The 17,081-nt window shown below is 60.9% G+C and carries 15 protein-coding genes; 6 read left to right on the plus strand and 9 right to left on the minus strand.

What is annotated here, in order from left to right:
• Window positions 1-79: 79 nt before the first annotated feature.
• From ACZRJ6_RS05010 to ACZRJ6_RS05020, 3 genes are all read right to left on the minus strand, one after another.
• A complete protein-coding gene (locus ACZRJ6_RS05010) occupies window positions 80-691 on the minus strand; it encodes a 3'-5' exonuclease (RefSeq protein WP_463967301.1) in 612 nt (203 codons plus the stop codon).
• A gap of 34 nt (window positions 692-725) precedes the next feature.
• Window positions 726-1,202, minus strand: a complete 477-nt coding sequence (locus ACZRJ6_RS05015; protein ID WP_017476223.1) for an NYN domain-containing protein — start codon at window positions 1,200-1,202, stop codon at window positions 726-728.
• A 129-nt stretch (window positions 1,203-1,331) separates the two neighbouring features.
• A complete protein-coding gene (locus tag ACZRJ6_RS05020) occupies window positions 1,332-2,069 on the minus strand; it encodes a DUF2076 domain-containing protein (protein WP_463967302.1) in 738 nt (245 codons plus the stop codon).
• 168 nt (window positions 2,070-2,237) lie between these two features.
• Between ACZRJ6_RS05020 and ACZRJ6_RS05025 the strand changes: the two genes are divergently transcribed.
• Both ACZRJ6_RS05025 and ACZRJ6_RS05030 read left to right on the plus strand, forming a co-directional pair.
• On the plus strand, window positions 2,238-2,900 hold the full coding sequence (locus tag ACZRJ6_RS05025; RefSeq protein ID WP_463967303.1) for a YciC family protein: 663 nt from the start codon (window positions 2,238-2,240) through the stop codon (window positions 2,898-2,900).
• Between the two features lie 73 nt (window positions 2,901-2,973).
• Entirely contained in the window at window positions 2,974-4,062 is a 1,089-nt protein-coding gene (locus ACZRJ6_RS05030) for an endonuclease/exonuclease/phosphatase family protein (protein WP_463967304.1), read from the plus strand.
• Between the two features lie 2 nt (window positions 4,063-4,064).
• On the opposite strand, the gene hrpB is transcribed toward ACZRJ6_RS05030, so the two are convergent.
• A complete protein-coding gene (gene hrpB / locus ACZRJ6_RS05035) occupies window positions 4,065-6,572 on the minus strand; it encodes an ATP-dependent helicase HrpB (protein WP_463967305.1) in 2,508 nt (835 codons plus the stop codon).
• Between the two features lie 188 nt (window positions 6,573-6,760).
• On the opposite strand from hrpB, the gene ACZRJ6_RS05040 reads away from it, so the two are divergent.
• Entirely contained in the window at window positions 6,761-7,180 is a 420-nt protein-coding gene (locus tag ACZRJ6_RS05040; RefSeq protein ID WP_463967306.1) for a polyribonucleotide nucleotidyltransferase, read from the plus strand.
• A 16-nt stretch (window positions 7,181-7,196) separates the two neighbouring features.
• Window positions 7,197-8,090: a cation diffusion facilitator family transporter gene (locus ACZRJ6_RS05045; RefSeq protein WP_463967307.1), complete on the plus strand. Its 894-nt coding sequence runs from the start codon at window positions 7,197-7,199 to the stop codon at window positions 8,088-8,090.
• Here ACZRJ6_RS05045 and ACZRJ6_RS05050 read toward each other — a convergent pair.
• A complete protein-coding gene (locus tag ACZRJ6_RS05050; RefSeq protein ID WP_463967308.1) occupies window positions 8,087-9,133 on the minus strand; it encodes a DUF6515 family protein in 1,047 nt (348 codons plus the stop codon). The two genes, ACZRJ6_RS05045 and ACZRJ6_RS05050, sit on opposite strands and share 4 nt — an antisense overlap.
• A 415-nt stretch (window positions 9,134-9,548) precedes the next feature.
• On the opposite strand from ACZRJ6_RS05050, the gene ACZRJ6_RS05055 reads away from it, so the two are divergent.
• Both ACZRJ6_RS05055 and ACZRJ6_RS05060 read left to right on the plus strand, forming a co-directional pair.
• Window positions 9,549-10,028: an Lrp/AsnC family transcriptional regulator gene (locus ACZRJ6_RS05055; RefSeq protein WP_003194418.1), complete on the plus strand. Its 480-nt coding sequence runs from the start codon at window positions 9,549-9,551 to the stop codon at window positions 10,026-10,028.
• A gap of 143 nt (window positions 10,029-10,171) precedes the next feature.
• Window positions 10,172-10,381 carry a DUF2788 domain-containing protein gene (locus tag ACZRJ6_RS05060; protein WP_133100109.1) on the plus strand — a complete coding sequence of 70 codons (210 nt, stop codon included), beginning with the start codon at window positions 10,172-10,174 and terminating at the stop codon, window positions 10,379-10,381.
• Here ACZRJ6_RS05060 and ACZRJ6_RS05065 read toward each other — a convergent pair.
• The 4 genes from ACZRJ6_RS05065 to ACZRJ6_RS05080 form a co-directional block, all read right to left on the minus strand.
• Window positions 10,376-11,017 (minus strand): pseudouridine synthase, encoded by a 642-nt coding sequence (locus ACZRJ6_RS05065; RefSeq protein ID WP_463967309.1) that lies wholly within the window; start codon window positions 11,015-11,017, stop codon window positions 10,376-10,378. The two genes, ACZRJ6_RS05060 and ACZRJ6_RS05065, sit on opposite strands and share 6 nt — an antisense overlap.
• Before the next feature lie 71 nt (window positions 11,018-11,088).
• Window positions 11,089-12,588 (minus strand): AMP nucleosidase, encoded by a 1,500-nt coding sequence (gene amn, locus ACZRJ6_RS05070; RefSeq protein WP_463967310.1) that lies wholly within the window; start codon window positions 12,586-12,588, stop codon window positions 11,089-11,091.
• A gap of 45 nt (window positions 12,589-12,633) precedes the next feature.
• Window positions 12,634-14,283 (minus strand): acyl-CoA dehydrogenase family protein, encoded by a 1,650-nt coding sequence (locus ACZRJ6_RS05075; RefSeq protein ID WP_463967311.1) that lies wholly within the window; start codon window positions 14,281-14,283, stop codon window positions 12,634-12,636.
• 213 nt (window positions 14,284-14,496) lie between these two features.
• Window positions 14,497-16,875, minus strand: coding sequence for a hybrid sensor histidine kinase/response regulator (locus tag ACZRJ6_RS05080; RefSeq protein ID WP_463967312.1), 2,379 nt, complete (start codon window positions 16,873-16,875; stop codon window positions 14,497-14,499).
• Between the last annotated feature and the right edge of the window lie 206 nt (window positions 16,876-17,081).

A 17,081-nucleotide genomic window follows, 5' to 3' on the forward strand; every position in this document is an offset into this window, starting at 1 on the left:
GCCGACGTAGCCTCACCAAGGCTCGACAACTGCGGCCAACTCCTGCCCTCGAAGGTGGCCAGTAACCTCACCGCAGGGTTTAAAACCCGCGATGCTTCTTCAAATGCTCACCAATCTTCGCCGCTGGCACTTTCTGCAGGCTGCACAGCAAGTCATGGGACAGCTCCCGCAACCCGTGCTTGCCGCGCAGTTCCTCGGCCAGGTAAGCGGTGAGGTTCGCCGCCATTTCCGCATCGGCCATGGCCCGGTGAGCCTTGCCGGTGTGGGGCAATTGGGCGAAGGAGGTCAAGGTGCCGAGCTTGTGGTTCGGCGCCGCCGGCATCAGGCGGCGGGCCAGCAGCAGGGAGCAGGCGAAATTTTGCAGGCGGGTGCGCTTGATCAAACCCAGTTCGTAGTCCCAGAACCGTTTGTCGAACGAGGCGTTGTGAGCCAGCAACGGCGTGGTGCCGACGAACTCATTGACCTCGTTCATCACCTGCTCGGCCGATGGCGCAGTGCGCAGCATGGCGTTGCTTATGCCGGTCAGTTGCTCGATAAAGCCTGGCACGCGCACGCCGGCGTTCATCAGGCTCTGGTAGCGGTCCACGATCTGGCCCCGCTCCAGGATGACCACGGCAATTTCCGTGGCCCGGCAGTAGCTGCTTGGGGTAATGCCGGTGGTTTCAAAGTCGATGACCGCTATACGTTCCAAACCTGTTCCAACTCCGTCAAAAAATCAGTTTCAGCTATTTGAGCAACAACGCGCCTTCAATCGGCACGTAGCGGCTGGCGGCGCGTATCAATGAGTTGGCCGTCAGCCCCGGCACGCCGTAGGCCACGGCTTCGACGCCATGCTTGTTGATGATGCGGTCCAGCAGCATATCGAAATCGCCATCGCCGGAGGCCAGCACCACTTCGTCGACATGGGCGGCGGCGTCCATGATATCGATGGTGATGCCCACATCCCAATCGCCTTTGGCCGAGCCATCGCTGCGTTGGATGTAGGGCTTGAGCTTCACGGTGAAACCGAGGTTGCGCAGGATCTGCTGGAATTGCTGCTGTTTGCTGTCGCCACGATCGATGGCATAGGCGTACGCCTCGACGATCTGGCCGCGCTGGCTGATGTCAGCCCACAGGGCGGCGTAGTTGAAGTGACAGCCGTACGCTTGGCGCACGGTGTAATAGAGGTTTTGCACATCGGCGAACACTGCAATTTTTTTCACCGAAAATCCTCATGACACCAACATGGACCCCAGACTCAAAGGCCCGGAAAGGCGGTCAGTATGCCAGTCAGCAGGAAGTTTCCGAGAAAAATCAGTCCGGGGCGACGAAGCGCCCCGGATTAGTGTGCGTCAGACGAAAGAGTCGTCGTCGCCAAAGGAGGAAGAATCGTCGGAATAACCGCTGTCGGCGAAACCATCCGAATCGTTGCCATCGCTGTCGTTGCCAGCGAAGCGCTGTTCATCATTGCCGCTGTCGCTCGCGGGCGCGGGCTCTTCACGAACAATTTCTTCCACCACCTGCGGTTGCTGGTTGTGGCCGAACAGACTGCTGATGCCTTGGGCCAGCATCACACCACCGGCCACGCCGGCGGCGGTTTTCAGTGCGCCGCCGAGAAAACCACCGCCCATGGGCGCCGCTTGCTGGGGCTGTTGGTAGTTCTGCTGCGCGGTGGCGAAGTTCTGTTGTGGCGCCGGTTGGCTGTTAAATCCCGGGCGCGTCGGTTCACGCCAGCCGCCGCCCGAAGATGCGGGAGCACTCTGTGCCGGTTGCGGGTCACGGTAACCGCTACCGAAGATGCTCGACAGGAAGCCGCCGCTGCTCTCTGCCGTCTGGGCCTTGGCCCGCTGCAGTTCGTCCTGTAATTGCTGGATCTGTTGCGCCTGCTGCTTGTTCTGCGCGTCGAGGCTCTTGATGGCCGCCTCTTGCACCAGAATCGCCTGGGTCATGAAATACCCGGCGGCGGGTTGGCGAGTGATGTGTTCCTTGATCCGCGCTTCTGCCTGGGCGTCGCGGGGGGCTGAGTCCGTTTCGGCTTGCTGCAACCGTGAAAACAGTCCATCAATCAGGGTTTGCTCTTCGCTGTTCATGGCGACCTCGTTAGATTGCCGGTAGAAATCTTCGCCCTACCCGATGGGGCATGGCACTGCCTAGTAATGGAGCTGCCTGGGAAGGTTTCAATGGTCTTTACTCAAGGTTTACGTTTGCCGGTGATCGGTTAAAGTGTCCCCCTGCTTTTTCGGCCTGTGATGACCCTGATGAATCCGTTAAACGTGCTGCGCGACTCTTTCTTTTTTTTCCAGCGCAACCTGGGCGCCATCGTTCAGTTGTGCCTACCGCTGGTGATTCTGGAGGCCCTGCTGCAACAGGTGCTCGACCACTCGCTGGGGCCTGACGCATTCCCCGGCTACAGCGTGGTGGTGGGGTTGCTGGTGTATCCGCTGTACACGGCGGCACTGATTTTGTTCCTCGACGCCCGCAGCCGTGGCGAATCGCCGCGAACCCTGGACGTGCTGGCCATGGCCCTGTCCCTGTGGCCGCGCTTTGCGCTGTTGACGGCCTTGAGTACGCTGCTGATTCTGCTGGGCCTGTCCATGTACTTCCTGCCAGGGTTGTGGCTGATGGTCACCCTGGCCTTCGCCGAATACTTGCTGGTGCTGCGCGGGATGCCGGCGCTGGCGGCGATGAAGGAAAGCTTTCGCCTGACCCGTGGGCATTTCCTGCTCATTCTGGTCTGCCTGCTGTGTGTGATGACCCCGCTGTGGCTGCTCAAGGGCGCCAGCGTGGCGGCCTACCCAGACCCGCAAAACCCGATGCTGGCGGTGCTGATCGACAGCGCCCACAGCTTCCTGCAGTTGTTTACCAGCGTGGTGCTGTTTCGCTTGTTCATGTTGATCGGTGGCGACGCCGACGCGCAATGACATGAGCCCTTGGGCTCTCGTGCGGCTCTCGGTTATGCTCCGTGCCTGTCCTGGAACGCCATAAGCTGAGCCGATGACCCGTTTACTGCGTATCACCCTGCTGGGCCTGCTGATCCTGGCGGGCCTGCTGACAGCCTTGATTTACAGCCTGACCTGGCGCCCCGGCGACAAGGAAACATTGCCCGTTCGCTGCGTCGCACCCCGCGCGCCAACGCTGCTACCGGGCCAGGCAATCAAGGTAATGACCTGGAACGTGCAATACCTGGCCGGCAAGCGCTATGTGTTTTGGTATGACACTCCAGACGGCAGCGGCCCGGACGACCGCCCCACCGTCGAAGACATGGCGTTCAGCCTCGACGAAGTGGCGCGGGTGATCCGTGACGAACAACCGGACATCCTGCTGTTGCAGGAGCTGGACGAAGGCGCCAAGCCCTCTCACTATCAAGACCAGTTGGCCCTGCTCCAGGAACGCCTCGTCGACCTCTATCCCTGCAGCGTCCAGGCCTTCGACTGGAAGGCCGACTTTGTCCCGGACCTGCATATTTTCGGCAGCGTCGGCCGCAAACTGGTGACCCTCAGTCGCTACCAGATCGAACACGCCGAACGCCTGCAATTACCCGTGGCATCAGCCAACCTGATCAGCCGTCAATTCCAGCCCAAGCCGGCGCTGCTGTTGAGCTATCTGCCGTTGAGCGACGGTGGCCAGTTGGCAGTGCTCAATACTCGGCTGGACAGCACCGCCCCTAGGCACAGCGTCGTGCAGGATCAAGTGCAGGTAACGGTCAAACTGCTGGATAAACTCGAAAGCCGCGGCACGTCGTGGTTGATTGGCGGCGACTTCAATTTACTGCCCCTGGGGCAATTCCTGCGTCTGGATGCGGGTAACCGTGGGCAATACTCACCGGACAGTGAGCTGCATCTGTTGTGGGACAAGTACCCAATGATCCCCAGCAACAGCGAATCCAGTGGCATTGATCGCGCCAAGTGGCTGACGCACGTTCCCAATGACCCAAGCGTGGATGGGCCGGATCGCACGCTCGACTATCTGTTCTACAGCTCGCGAATTAAACGGGTAAATGCCCAGGTGCGGCAGGGCGATACGTTGCGCATCTCCAATCATCTGCCGGTGATCGGGCGGTTTCTGTTGCCGGCGGCGCAGTAACATTACTTTCTCGGTTTTATCCGCGCCGTCGCCTCCGCCACCAGCGGGTCATCCGGCCAGTAATGCTTGGGATACCGCCCTTTCAAATCCTTCTTCACCTCGGCATAAGTACTACGCCAGAAGTTCGCCAGATCCTGAGTCACCTGCACCGGCCTTCGCGCTGGCGACAACAGGTGCAACTTAACCACTTGCCGCCCGCCCGCAATACGCGGGGTGTCGGCCAACCCGAACAACTCCTGCAACCGCACTGCCAGGATCGGTGGTTGCTCGCTGTAGTCCAAACGCACTGATGAGCCCGATGGCACTTTCAGATGATGGGGCGCAAGTTCGTCCAGGCGTTGCGGCAACGGCCAGGGCAGAAGATTGTGGAGGAAGCTGGAGACATCCAGATTGGCAAAATGGCTCAGGCGCGAGACCTTGCCCAGGTATGGCATCAGCCAATGCTCCAGGCTGGCAAGCAAGGCGCTGTCGCTGACATCGGGCCACTCACTGACCTTACCGTCGTCCAGGTGGCGCAGCAGCATCACCCGCGCCTGCCACTGGCGCAGCTCCGGGGTCCAGGGCAGTAGCTCCAGGCCCTTGCGCCGCACCAGGTTGACCAGCGCCTGGTTGCGGGCCGCTTCGTCCAGGCCGGTCAGCGGCTCACGGCTGAGCACCAGTTCGCCAACCTTGCGCTGGCGTTCGGCGCGCAGCACACCTTCGCGCTCATCCCAATCCAATTGATCGACGCAGCGCACCTGCTCGGCCAATACCGAATCGAACAACGCCGGATCAAAGTCCGCCGCCAGGTAAATCCGCTCTTCACGCTGGCCCTGGCGACTGCCCAGATCGGCAATCACCAGCCACGGCTGTTTCATCAGGCTGTCGGCTTCGGCAAACAGCGCGGCGCGGCCATTGGCCAGGCGGTATTCGGCACTACCGGCGCGACGTTGTTGAGCGACGCGATCCGGGTAAGCCAGGGCCAGCAAGGCGCCGAGCCAGCGCGGATGCTCGGGGTCGGCGACCGCTTGTTCGGCCTTGCCACGCAAGTAACCGCGATATTGCCGCGCCAACTGCTTGGCACGCTGCACGCCGCCTTGAGTGCCTCGGGCCCGTTCTTCGCCGGACAACAACGCCAGGCGACTGTGCAAGTCCGCCCCGGCACCGCGCAAGATATCGCGCTCGCCCAACAGTGCTGCCACATCACAGGCCATGTTTGCCAGCCCCAGATCCTGACCGCGCAACAGCAGATGAGCGATGCGTGGATGAGCCGGCAACCCGGCCATTTTCTGGCCATGGGCCGTCAACGTGTTTTCACTCAATGCCCCGAGGCGTTCCAGCAAATCCTGGGCCTGTGCATAAGCGGCAGTCGGTGGTACGTCGAGCCAAACCAACTGCGCGGGTATCACGCCCCAGCGCGCCAATTGCAGGGCCAATCCAGACAAGTCCGCCTGAAGGATTTCCGCACTGGCATACGCCGCCAACGCTTCGTGCTGATCCTGGGACCACAGCCGATAACACACGCCAGGTTCCAACCGCCCTGCCCGACCGGCCCGCTGGGTGGCGCTGGCACGGGAAATACGCTGGGTGTCCAGGCGCGTCATGCCGCTGCCCGGATCGAAGCGAGGCACCCGCGCCAGCCCCGCGTCGATCACTACCCGCACACCATTGATGGTCAGGCTGGTCTCGGCGATGTTGGTGGCCAGTACCACCTTGCGCTTGCCAGGTGGCGCCGGGTCGATGGCCGCCCGCTGCGCCGCCAGGTCCAGTTCGCCATGCAGCGGGCATAGCAACACGTCGCCGCGATCACCCAAGGCGTCGGCCAACTGTTGATTGACCCGCCGAATCTCCGCCTGCCCCGGCAGGAACACCAGAACACTGCCGGTTTCGTCATTCAGGGCTTCGAGGATGGTCTGCACCAGCCGCGGCTCGATAAATTCACCGGGCTGGAAGGGGCGACCCCAGCGCATTTGCACCGGGTACATGCGTCCTTCGCTGCGCAGGATGGGCGCGTCGTCCAGCAGAGCGGCCAGGCGTTCGCCTTCCAGGGTGGCAGACATCAGCAAAATTTTCAGCGGCTGCTCGTCGCGAAACAAGTCGCGGCCATTGAGGCTCAAGGCCAGCGCCAGGTCAGCGTCGAGACTGCGTTCGTGGAATTCATCGAAGATCAGCAGGCCTACGCCTTCCAGCGCCGGGTCGTCCTGCAAGCGGCGGGTGAGGATGCCTTCGGTGACCACTTCGATGCGAGTGTTGGGCCCGACTTTACTGTCCAGGCGGATGCGGTAGCCGACGGTTTCACCGACTTTTTCACCCAGCTCGCTGGCCAGCCGTTCGGCTGCCGCACGCGCCGCCAGGCGCCGCGGTTCAAGCATCAGGATGGTTTGCCCGGCCAGCCAGGTCTCATTTAACAGCGCCAACGGCACCCGCGTGGTTTTACCGGCGCCGGGTGGTGCTTCGAGCACAGCTTCATGGCGCGTCGCCAAGGCTTCACGCAGGGCGGGTAAAACATCATCGATTGGCAACGAATTCATACTGGCTCCAAAGCAGAGCGGCGAGTATAACGGCGAACGGCCGGGTGTCGGTGGCGGTCTCATCGACGCAGCCCCTTCACTTGGAGCGAGGGGGACGCCCAGTTCTTGCTCGCGAAAACGCGAGAGCGCCGCGCACATTCAGGCGGCACGCGTTATCGTTACGTCCAGCGTTTATTCAGGAGAGTCCCATGCGTATTGCTTCCCGTGTCATCGGCGGTGTTCTGGCCGCCACCCTGCTGAGCCAGTTGACGGCCTGCGGTTCGATTTTCTACCCGGACCGCCGTGGCCAGATCGACGGCAAGATCGACCCGGCGATTGCCGTGCTCGATGCAGTCGGCCTGTTGTTCTACGTGATCCCCGGCCTGATCGCCTTCGGTATCGACTTCGCCACCGGCGCCATCTACCTGGAACCGGGCAAGACCGCCCAAGTAGCGCCGGAAAAACTTCAGGAAGCCATTGGCGCCGACGGCAAAGTCGATAACGCCAAGCTGCAAACCATCATCCAGACTGAACTGGGCCGCCACCTGCCGCTGACCGACCCGCGCCTGATCCAGATCAAGGGCAGCGTTGAACAACTGGCCATGCTTGGCCTGCAACCCGCCGCCTGAAGGATTTGATCAACTTATGACCAGCAGTCCCGAACACGCCCGGCTGTTGCGCCTGGCCACCCGCGCTTCGGTAGGTGTGGCCTGTGTGCTGATTATCACCAAAGCCATCGCCTGGTGGCTGAGCGGTTCGGTGAGTATGCTCGCCGGGCTGACAGACTCACTGCTCGATGGCGTGACCTCGCTGCTCAACTTGCTCGCGGTGCATTACGCCTTGCGCCCAGCCGATGACGATCACCGTTATGGCCATGGCAAGGCCGAATCTCTTTCCGGCATGGCCCAGGCGCTGTTTATTGCGAGCAGTGCGGTGCTGATCGCCTTTCAGGCCGTCGCACGCTTGCAGCATCCGGAGCCGGTGGGCGCGCCGTGGCTGAGCATTGCGGTGATTCTTCTTTCCCTGGCGCTGACGGTAGCCTTGCTGATTCTGCAACACCGGGTGATTCGCGAAACCGGTTCGAATGCGGTGCGCGCCGATTCGCTGCACTACCGCTCCGACTTGCTGCTCAACGGCAGCATCCTCGTGGCGCTGGTACTGGCTGGGTTTGGCTTTCATCAAGTGGACGCCTGGTTTGGCCTGGGCATCGCCGCCTATATTTTGTGGAGCGCGATCCAGATCGCCCGGGAAAGCTTCGCGGTGCTGATGGATGAGGAACTGCCTGCGAACGTCAGCCAGCACATGCTGGAACTGGCCTGCAGTGTGCCAGGCGTACTCGGCGCCCATGACTTGCGCACGCGGATTTCCGGCAGCCACTGGTTTGTGCAGCTGCATCTGGAATTGCCGGGGGAGTTGACTCTGACAGTGGCCCACGGCATCAGCGACCAGGCCGCCGATGCCATCCATCAAGCCTACCCACGGGCCGAAGTGCTGGTGCACGCCGATCCGCAAGAAGTGGTGACGAGTACCAAGGCCTAGTAGGTCACCTGATAGCCGCGACTGCTCAGGCAGTTGCCCTGGGCCTGACGATAGGTTTGCACCACCGCAGGCGCCGGAGCATAGGTGACGGTACGAGGGTCGAATCCGCTCTGTTGCACAGCCCAGCGATAACAATCGTAGCCATCCTGTTGCACCTGTTCCGGCGTTTGGCCGTTGGCCGGATACGCAACCACATCATAACCGTTGCCCTGTGGCGCCGGCTGCGGTGGCAGGCTCGCCACTGGCGGTTGCACCACGACGTACTGCTGGCTGCTGGTTTCGTAGGTGTAATAGGCCCCGGCGGCAAGGAAAAACAGCGCACTGCCGACCCACACTTCCCGCGCATAGTCCGGCAGGTAATGCACCCGTATCCCGTACGGCGGCGTCACTATTACGTAGCGCGGGCCTTGCGGACGGTACCAGTAGCCACCGGAGAAAAAGTAATCCTGGCCACGATAGGGTACGCGGTAGTTGCGGTCGGGGAACCGATCCACCATATAGCCGGGGCGATGTTGCGGCCCAGGGCCCCAGCCGTTGCCATGCCCATCAGGACGGCCCGGCCAGCGGTTGTCATTGGAGTGGCCGTTGTAGCCTGGCCGTGAGCCGGGGCCGCCAGCTTCCCAATGCGGGTTACCGTCGTTGCGCCGGGGAATGTCACGGTCGTTGCCGGGCCGGGGTTGCTGGGTTTGGCGCACCGAGTCGGGACGCCCCTGGATAGGCAAGTTGTTGCCCGGCTGAGGTGCTGGCCGAGGCTGCTCGTTGCCTTGAGGACGGCCTTGCCCCTGACCATTCTGACCTCCACGGTCAAAATGCTGGTTCTGGGGGCGCGGCTGATTATTTTCCGGGCGAGGTGTGTTGTTCTCAGGACGTGGCTGATTGTTGCCCGGCCGCCCGCCTTCCTGGCCTCGCTCATGTTGCCCCCCGCCACCGCCCTGCGGGCCTTGCCCCTGGCGCGGTGAATTATCTCGCTCGTCGGCCATGACCTGCGCGCCAACGGTGACCATCAGCAAACCAACACCTGCCAAACGCCAGACGCGCTTCATGCTATTCCTCACTGCGGATTAGGGCCTGTAGATGAGACTGGAAAAGCACCGCCCGGTTCTGCAACAGGTTATCAGTCACGAGAACAATTTTCGCAGGCAATAAAAAGGGGCGACCCGTCGGTCGCCCCTTGAGAACTTCGTCCTGGCTCAACGCTTTTGACGTTGGCTCATCTCACGCCGTCTTGTGGACAGTGTGCAGCCCGGGGGCCGGGACAACCCTGTGGGGTTGGCGGCCGCAGCTGGCCTGATTCGGCGGGCTGCAGTGGACTCTATGTCCGGGCAGTGATTCTGTTGGTAATCATAGGCCTGAGACTCCGACAGATGATTGCGAAGATTGCGTCAATAAACATCGCTTGCGCAATTTTTAACCCTGGATAGATAATTCACCGCAATAGTTATGACAAAGGCCAGCCCCATGAGCAAACTTGACCGATACGACCTGAGTATTTTGGCGGAATTGCAGCGCGACGCGAGGATCTCCAACCAGGAGTTGGCCGAGCGTATCGGACTGTCACCTTCGCCCTGCTCACGGCGGGTCAAGCAGTTGGAAGACGATGGCTACATCGCCCGCCAGGTCGCCTTACTGGACCGCAAGATGCTCGGGCTGAGCCTGACGGCCTACGTACTGATCGGCATGGACCGACACACCCCCGAACGTTTCGAGAACTTCGAAGCGGCCATCCGCACCTTGCCGCAAGTGCTGGAATGCAGCCTGGTGACCGGAATGGATGCCGACTATCAGTTGAAGGTGGTGGTGCCGGACATGGATCATTATCAGAAGCTGCTGCTGGGGCATTTGACCCGAATTGAAGGCGTCACCAGCGTGCGCTCGAGCTTTGTGCTGAATCAGGTATTGAACAGCACCGAGTTGCCGCTGACCCACCTGCGCACCTAAGGCCACCACCGAACAAGTGTGGGAGCTGGCTCCCACATTGACCGCGTTTTAGCCTGCGGCAGACCGACGCAGGTCAACATTGAGCGTGTTGCCCTGGCGTATACTCGCCGCCCTGCCCCTGCTGGAGATGTTCGATGGACTCCATCGATCCTGTGCTGTTTGAAGAATGGATGATGACCGGCCTGGTCACGATCCTGATCATTTTCATGGGCTTTATCGTCTGGGACCTGGCGAAGAAATCCAAGGCCGGGCGCTTTGGTTCTTTCATCCTGTTCTTCGTGCTGGGCCTGGGTGTTGCCGCGTTCATCATCAAAAGCGTGGTGATCGGCCTGATCGAGTCCGGCGTTTTATAAGCGCGCAGGCACTTCTTTCCACTGGCCTTGATCAAGGCCTTCGATAGACCAGCCACCAATACGCACCCGGACCAGGCGCAAGGTCGGCAAACCGACCGCGGCCGTCATGCGCCGCACCTGACGGTTACGCCCCTCACGAATCACCAGCTCCAGCCAATGAGTCGGCACGCTCTTGCGAAAGCGCACGGGCGGGTTGCGTGGCCACAGTTGCGGCTCATCCAGTTGCCGGGCCTCAGCGGGCAAGGTCATGCCATCGTTAAGCTCAACACCGTCGCGCAGACGTTGCAGTTGTGCCTCTGTCGGCTCGCCCTCCACCTGCACCCAATAGGTTTTCGCCAGTTTGTGCCTGGGATCAGCAATTCGCGCCTGCAACTGGCCGTCATTGGTGAGTAACAACAGGCCTTCACTATCACGGTCCAGACGCCCGGCGGGGTAGATGCCGGGGATGTCGATGAAGTCCTTGAGGGTCGCCCGCCCTTCTGCGTCGCTGAACTGCGTCAGCACATCGAACGGTTTATTGAACAGGATCAACTTCGGCTCAGCCGGTGGCGCCTTGGCAACACGGCGCGGGGCTGACGAGGTTTGCGGGCTTTTCACGCCAGGGCGGCGGGAAACGGGACGGGCAGGACGGGACATGGCAAGGGGACATCTAACGGTCAGGACCGACAATGCTAGTGGCCTGACCGTTAAATAACCATCCCAACCGTTTAGCGGAACGGCGGCTCGTCGAAGCTGCGCAATTTGCGCGAGTGCAACGAGTTGAGTTCGGTGCGCAACAGATCCACCGCCTCGATGCCGATTTTCAAGTGCTGGCTGACCGCTCGCTCATAGAACGCGTTGGCCGAACCCGGCAACTTGATCTCACTGTGCAACGGTTTGTCCGAGACACACAGCAAGGTGCCGTAAGGCACCCGCAGACGATAGCCTTGCGCCGCAATAGTGCCGCTCTCCATGTCCACCGCTACGGCGCGAGACAGGTTGATCAGCGGCCGTTCCTGAGCCCAGCGCAACTCCCAGTTACGGTCGTCGTAGGTCAGCACGGTGCCGGTGCGCAGGCGTTTTTTCAGTTCTTCGCCCTTCTCGCCGGTCACGTTGGCCGCTGCTTGCTGCAAGGCCATCTGCACTTCGGCCAGGGCCGGGATCGGAATATTCGGCGGCACTACCCGGTCGAGAATCCCGTCGCGACGCATATAAGCGTGCGCCAGCACGTAGTCGCCGATGGTCTGGGATTGGCGCAAGCCGCCGCAGTGGCCGATCATCAGCCAACAATGAGGGCGCAACACCGCCAAGTGATCGGTGATGTTCTTGGCGTTGGACGGGCCGACACCGATGTTGACCAGGGTCACGCCGTGGCCGTCGCTGGCCATCAAGTGGTAGGCCGGCATCTGGTAACGGTGCCAGACCACGCCAGCGGCAATGGCCGACGCTTCGCCATGGTCCATGCTTTTTTCGATGATCACGTTACCCGGCAGTACCATGCGGATAAACCGTGGATCGCTGCGCAGCCTCTCCAGACCATGGACGATAAACTGGTCAACATAACGGTGGTAGTTGGTCAGCAGAATCCACGGCTGCACATGCCGCCAGTCGCTGCCGGTGTAATGCACCAGGCGACGCAGGGAGAAGTCGACACGGGCCGCGTCGAACAGTGCCAGAGGCAGCGGATCGGTATTTTCCCAGTCGTAAAGGCCATCAGCGATGCCATCGGTGGCCGCCGACAGGTCAGTGCTGGGGAATACCCGCGCCAGGGTGGCGGCGGTTACGCCGGAACCGGCCAGTTCATCGCCCTGCTCCACCACATACGGATACGGAATGTTCTGCTGGCTGACACCGACTTCCACCGTCACGGTGAAGTCATGCATCAGCGGCACCAGTTGCTCCAGCAAATACTTACGGAACGCCGCCGGATGGGTGACGGTAACGCTGTAGGTGCCAGGCAACTGGACCTTGGCATACGCCCGAGTAGTCTGTGGGACTTCGCCGTGGCAGTGGTAAGTCAGGCGCAGTTCCGGATAACGAAACATCGCGCGTTGTTCGGCGTCGGGTTCGACGCGGTCTTTGAGGTACTGTTTGAGGGCTTCATTGAGCGTACCGGTAGCACGCTCATGAAGAGCCGCCAGCCGATCCACGGCTTCTTCGGCGGTTTGAACGACAACAAAAGCTTCGGTCACGGTAAGCATCCTGTGTTCTGACTTGCAGACCTTCATCTTGCCTGCATCGCTGTCAGACGGGAACCTTGGATTGGAGTGCAGTCAACCTTGTGGCGTAGATCGCGCGACAATACCTTCCACATCCACGCCGCGTGGCAAGGTGCCGTACACCCGACCCGACGATTCCCCCAATCGACTGGCAATAAACCCGTCACTAACACTGGCATTGCCCGCCTCCAGCAGCAACTTGGCCTGCAACGCCACGGCGATATCCTCAGTCAGTTGCCGAGCACGGTACTGAATATCCTGGGTATCCATAAACGCTGACTTGAGTTGCTCAATATGCCGGGCCAAGCGCTTGTCGCCATGGCCATCCCCCAACTCGACAAACAACGCCTCCAGCACACCTGGTTCTTTCGACAGGGCTCGCAGCACGTCCAGGCACTGCACATTGCCAGAACCTTCCCACGTCGAGTTGACCGGTGCCTCACGGTACAGTCGTGGCAGGATGCTGTCCTCGACATACCCGGCACCGCCCATGCATTCGGCGGCTTCGTTGATCATTGCCGGTGCACGCTTGCAGATCCAATACTTGCCCACCGCCGTCACCAGCCGGGCGAACTTGGCTTCCTGTTCATTCTCCAGATGGTCCAGGGCCCGGCCCATGCGCATGCTCAGGGCCAGCGCCGCTTCGCTTTCCAGGGCCAGGTCGGCCAGCACGTTTTGCATCAGCGGTTGCTCACTAAGGACGCGGCCACCCACCAGCCGATGGGCACAATGATGGCTGGCCTGGGTCAGCGCCTGGCGCATCAACGCGCTGGAGCCGACCATGCAATCAAAGCGGGTCATGGCGACCATCTCGATAATGGTCGGCACGCCGCGCCCTTCCTCGCCGATCATCCACGCCAGCGCCCCGCGAAACTCCACTTCGCTGGAGGCATTGGAGCAGTTGCCGAGTTTGTTTTTCAGGCGCTGGATATACAACTGGTTGCGCGTGTCATCCGGGCGATGGCGCGGCAGCAGGAAACAGGTCAACCCTTTGTCAGTCTGGGCCAGGGTCAAAAAGGCGTCGCACATCGGCGCCGAACAAAACCACTTGTGACCCACCAGCTCATAGGCCTGGCCCGGGCCACCGGCACCCACCGGGTAAGCGCGGGTGGTGTTGGCGCGCACGTCGGTGCCGCCTTGTTTTTCGGTCATGGCCATGCCGATCGTGGCGCCAGCCTTGTGGGCGATGCCGACGTTACGCGGGTCGTATTGGGTGTTGAGGATTTTCGGCAGCCACGCGTCAGCCAAGTCCGGCTGCAAGCGCAGGGCCGGGACGCAGGCGAAGGTCATGGTCAGTGGGCAGCCAGTGCCGGCTTCGGCCTGGCTGTGCAGGTAAGTCATGGCGGCGCGGGCGACATGGGCGCCGGGCTGCGGATGGGCCCAGGGCAACGACGGCAGGCCATGTTCAACAGCCGTGCGCATCAGCTCATGGTAGGCCGGATGAAATTCCACCAGGTCCATACGATTGCCATAGCGGTCATGACTGCTAAAGACAGGCTTGTTCTGGTTGGCCAGAAACCCGGCCTCCATCAGCGGCCCACCCGCCAGCGCGCCGTAAGTATCGATCCGTTCTTGGGCCCAGCCCGCGCCGAAGCGCTGCGACCAGTCTTGCAGGGGCAAGTCGATACGATACAGGTTGGTACCGTCCAGGGACGGCGGCTGGTTGGTGACGTCGTGGGTTTCGGCGAACTGGTGCAGGTTCATGACGGGCCTCCTGGAAAAAGGCCGCGTCGATTGTTGCTGTTTGTAGGAGCTAGCTTGCTCGCGAAAAACCTGAGAGCAACGCGTTTATCCAGGATGCGCGCGTTATCGTTGAGGTTCTTCGCGAGCAAGCTCGCTCCGACAAGGGTGCATATCGATTGAGGCCGGAATTTCAGTTAAGCATCGTCTTGGCGCTTAAAAAAGTGGCATAAACGCCTAACTGCCGGCGCTTTCACCCTCTAAAGGACACAACAAGTAACGCTGCAATACCGCCTGCAACGCCTCGAAGCGCACCGGTTTGACCAACTGCTCGGTGATGCCAACGCCATGGCAATGCTCTCGCGCCAGGCTTTGCAGCGACGCACTCAAGGCAATCACCGGCAGCTCGCTGTATCCGGGCAACGCACGAACCTGACAGCACAGAGAGAAACCATCCACCGACACATCCAGCAGTACCGCGTCGAAGGTCTCGCCTTGCAACATTGCCAATGCCGCAGGCCCACTGTCGACCACCTTCACCCGGTAACCCAGCTTGAGCAACATGCCGCGCACCACCAATTGCGCCACGCTGTTGTCGTCCACCAGCAACACCGCGCAGTCCTGAGGCTCCCGATGCAGATCGGGCACACGGTTCGGCGAGGATGGTTCGGGCGGCACCGCAATGACCTCCAGCTCCAGTTGGAAACGGCTGCCGCGCCGAGGCTCGGAATGATGGGTCAGGCGCCCGCCAAGCAGTTCAATCAGTTGCCGGCAGATCGCCAGGCCGATGCCCAGGCCACCATATTCACGGGTCATCGAGCCGTCGAGCTGGAAGAAGCGCTGATACAGGGTGTCCTCGTCCAGATAAGCGAAGCCGATGCCGGTGTCGGTGACGATAAAGGTCAGGCGCAGTTTGCCCTCAGCATTGAGCCGCCCGACCACCCGCATGCGCACTGCACCTTCGCCGGTGAACTTGAAGGCATTGTCCAACAGGCATTCCAGGCATTGCGTCAGCTTGTCGGCGTCACCGTCCAGGCGATCGGGCAGTTCGTCCGCCACATCGATGGAAAACTCCAGGCCCTTGCTCTGGGCGTTAGCCAGGAATTGCTGGCGCAAGGTATCGATCAACCCTCGCAGGCTGAACACCTGGCGCTGGGCACTGAGGCGGCCAGCTTGCAACTCGGTGAGGGTGAGGATGCCGTTGACCATACGCATCATGTCTCGGGCAGAGCCGGCCGCGGTTTGCTGGTACTGCGCCAGCTCATCTTCCAGGGGCACGGTTTGCATCAATTCCAGGGAACCGATCACCCCGTTCATTGGTGTGCGCAGCTCGTGGGTCAGCGTGGCGAGGAATTCATCTTTCAACCGATTGCTGTGGGCCAGTTGCTGGTTGAGCACCTCCAGCTTCTGGCTGGCATCAAATAGAGTCTGTGACTGCTGCTCCCGCATCGAGTTGATGCGGTCTGCCAGGGCCAGGGATAGCAAGGCAACTTCAATCGCCGAACCGATCTGACTGGCGTACATGGTCAGGAACACATTGGGCAGGTAGCCCAGCACCATCATTGTGTTGACCACCCCGCCGATCAGGAACGCCGACCAGGCGATGATGAAGTAGCGTGCCACCCGCTGGCCGCAGCACCAGGCCTTGATCCCGGCGATAAAGATCGTCACGGTAAAAATCAACGCCAGCCCGGTGGCCAGGCGCAGGGCCAGGGCGTAACTGGTCATCAGCGACAGCAACATCACCACCGCGCCACTGGCCACCATCGCCAGCAACAGGCGGTTAAGCCAGCGGCTGTAGACGGCGGTGTGCAGGAAACTGCGAGCAAACAGGCTGCCAAACAGCGCAGACGCACCGATCATAAATGGCGTCGCGGCATTCGCCCACCACGGATTGTTTGGCCAGAAATACTCCACTGCCGCACCATTCACCGAGAGCTGGTACATGCCGAACGAGGCGATATAGAAGATGTAGTAGAGGTAGCTGGTGTCGCGCACGCTCAGATAGATAAACAGGTTGTAGACCAGCATCCCCAGGAGCACGCCGTAGATCAGGCCCAATACATAGAGACGCAGCGGCTGCTCTTCCAGGTACGCGGTGCTTGACCAGAGGGTCAGCGGGGCCTGGATCGAGCCTTCGCTTTGCAGGCGCAGGTAGAAGTTTTTCTGCTCGCCGGGGGCGAAGTCGACGTTGAACACGTAGTTGTTCTGGCGAATTTCGCGACTGCTGAAGGGCATGGCATCGCCGGTACGCCCTGCCAATCGATAGCCGCCAGCGCCGTCGGGCACGTACAGTTCAAGATGATCGAGGGGCGGATAAGCCAGCTCCAACAGCCAGGTGCGCTGTGCGTCCGGATCCTTGGGCAAGTAATGCAGGTTGACCTTGAGCCAGAACACCGAGCGCGAGTAGCCGGCATTGAGGGTGGCTTTGTCATGGGGTTTGAATCGACTGGCCATAGCCTGCGAGCTGACATCCGCAATGGCGACGGTGCCATTGGGGTCTTCAAGCACTTGCATGACTTGGCCCAGAGGAAGGCTTCGGGTGAGCTCATTGAACTCGACTGCGCCGGCCAGCATCGGCAGCCAGCTCAACAGTAACATCAGCAAATAGCGCATAGAGCCCCAGCGTGACCTGTCCGGTAGTCAAAAGCCCCCCATTCCTTTTGAGAAGACGTATACCGGCGATACAGTTATTGTTTGGATCCACTCTAGCATAGCCGGTAAAGGCCAAAAGACACCATTGAAATAAAATTTTGAAAGGCTCTAAACCGGCACTTTCAGGGTGTTTCTTCTAAGTATCGGGTGATAACTAACAGCCACTT

The organism is Pseudomonas sp. C321 (genome assembly GCF_055407105.1).

Excerpts from the sequence above, each read along its gene's own strand:
- ACZRJ6_RS05075 (WP_463967311.1), bottom strand. The coding sequence starts at position 14,283 with ATGAACCTGCACCAGTTCGCCGAAACCCACGACGTCACCAACCAGCCG.
- ACZRJ6_RS05040 (WP_463967306.1), top strand. The coding sequence starts at position 6,761 with ATGCGTATTGCTTCCCGTGTCATCGGCGGTGTTCTGGCCGCCACCCTG.
- ACZRJ6_RS05050 (WP_463967308.1), bottom strand. The coding sequence starts at position 9,133 with ATGAAGCGCGTCTGGCGTTTGGCAGGTGTTGGTTTGCTGATGGTCACC.
- hrpB (WP_463967305.1), bottom strand. The coding sequence starts at position 6,572 with ATGAATTCGTTGCCAATCGATGATGTTTTACCCGCCCTGCGTGAAGCC.
- ACZRJ6_RS05030 (WP_463967304.1), top strand. The coding sequence starts at position 2,974 with ATGACCCGTTTACTGCGTATCACCCTGCTGGGCCTGCTGATCCTGGCG.
- ACZRJ6_RS05025 (WP_463967303.1), top strand. The coding sequence starts at position 2,238 with ATGAATCCGTTAAACGTGCTGCGCGACTCTTTCTTTTTTTTCCAGCGC.
- ACZRJ6_RS05080 (WP_463967312.1), bottom strand. The coding sequence starts at position 16,875 with ATGCGCTATTTGCTGATGTTACTGTTGAGCTGGCTGCCGATGCTGGCC.
- ACZRJ6_RS05045 (WP_463967307.1), top strand. The coding sequence starts at position 7,197 with ATGACCAGCAGTCCCGAACACGCCCGGCTGTTGCGCCTGGCCACCCGC.
- amn (WP_463967310.1), bottom strand. The coding sequence starts at position 12,588 with ATGAAGGTCTGCAAGTCAGAACACAGGATGCTTACCGTGACCGAAGCT.
- ACZRJ6_RS05065 (WP_463967309.1), bottom strand. The coding sequence starts at position 11,017 with ATGTCCCGTCCTGCCCGTCCCGTTTCCCGCCGCCCTGGCGTGAAAAGC.
- ACZRJ6_RS05055 (WP_003194418.1), top strand. The coding sequence starts at position 9,549 with ATGAGCAAACTTGACCGATACGACCTGAGTATTTTGGCGGAATTGCAG.
- ACZRJ6_RS05020 (WP_463967302.1), bottom strand. The coding sequence starts at position 2,069 with ATGAACAGCGAAGAGCAAACCCTGATTGATGGACTGTTTTCACGGTTG.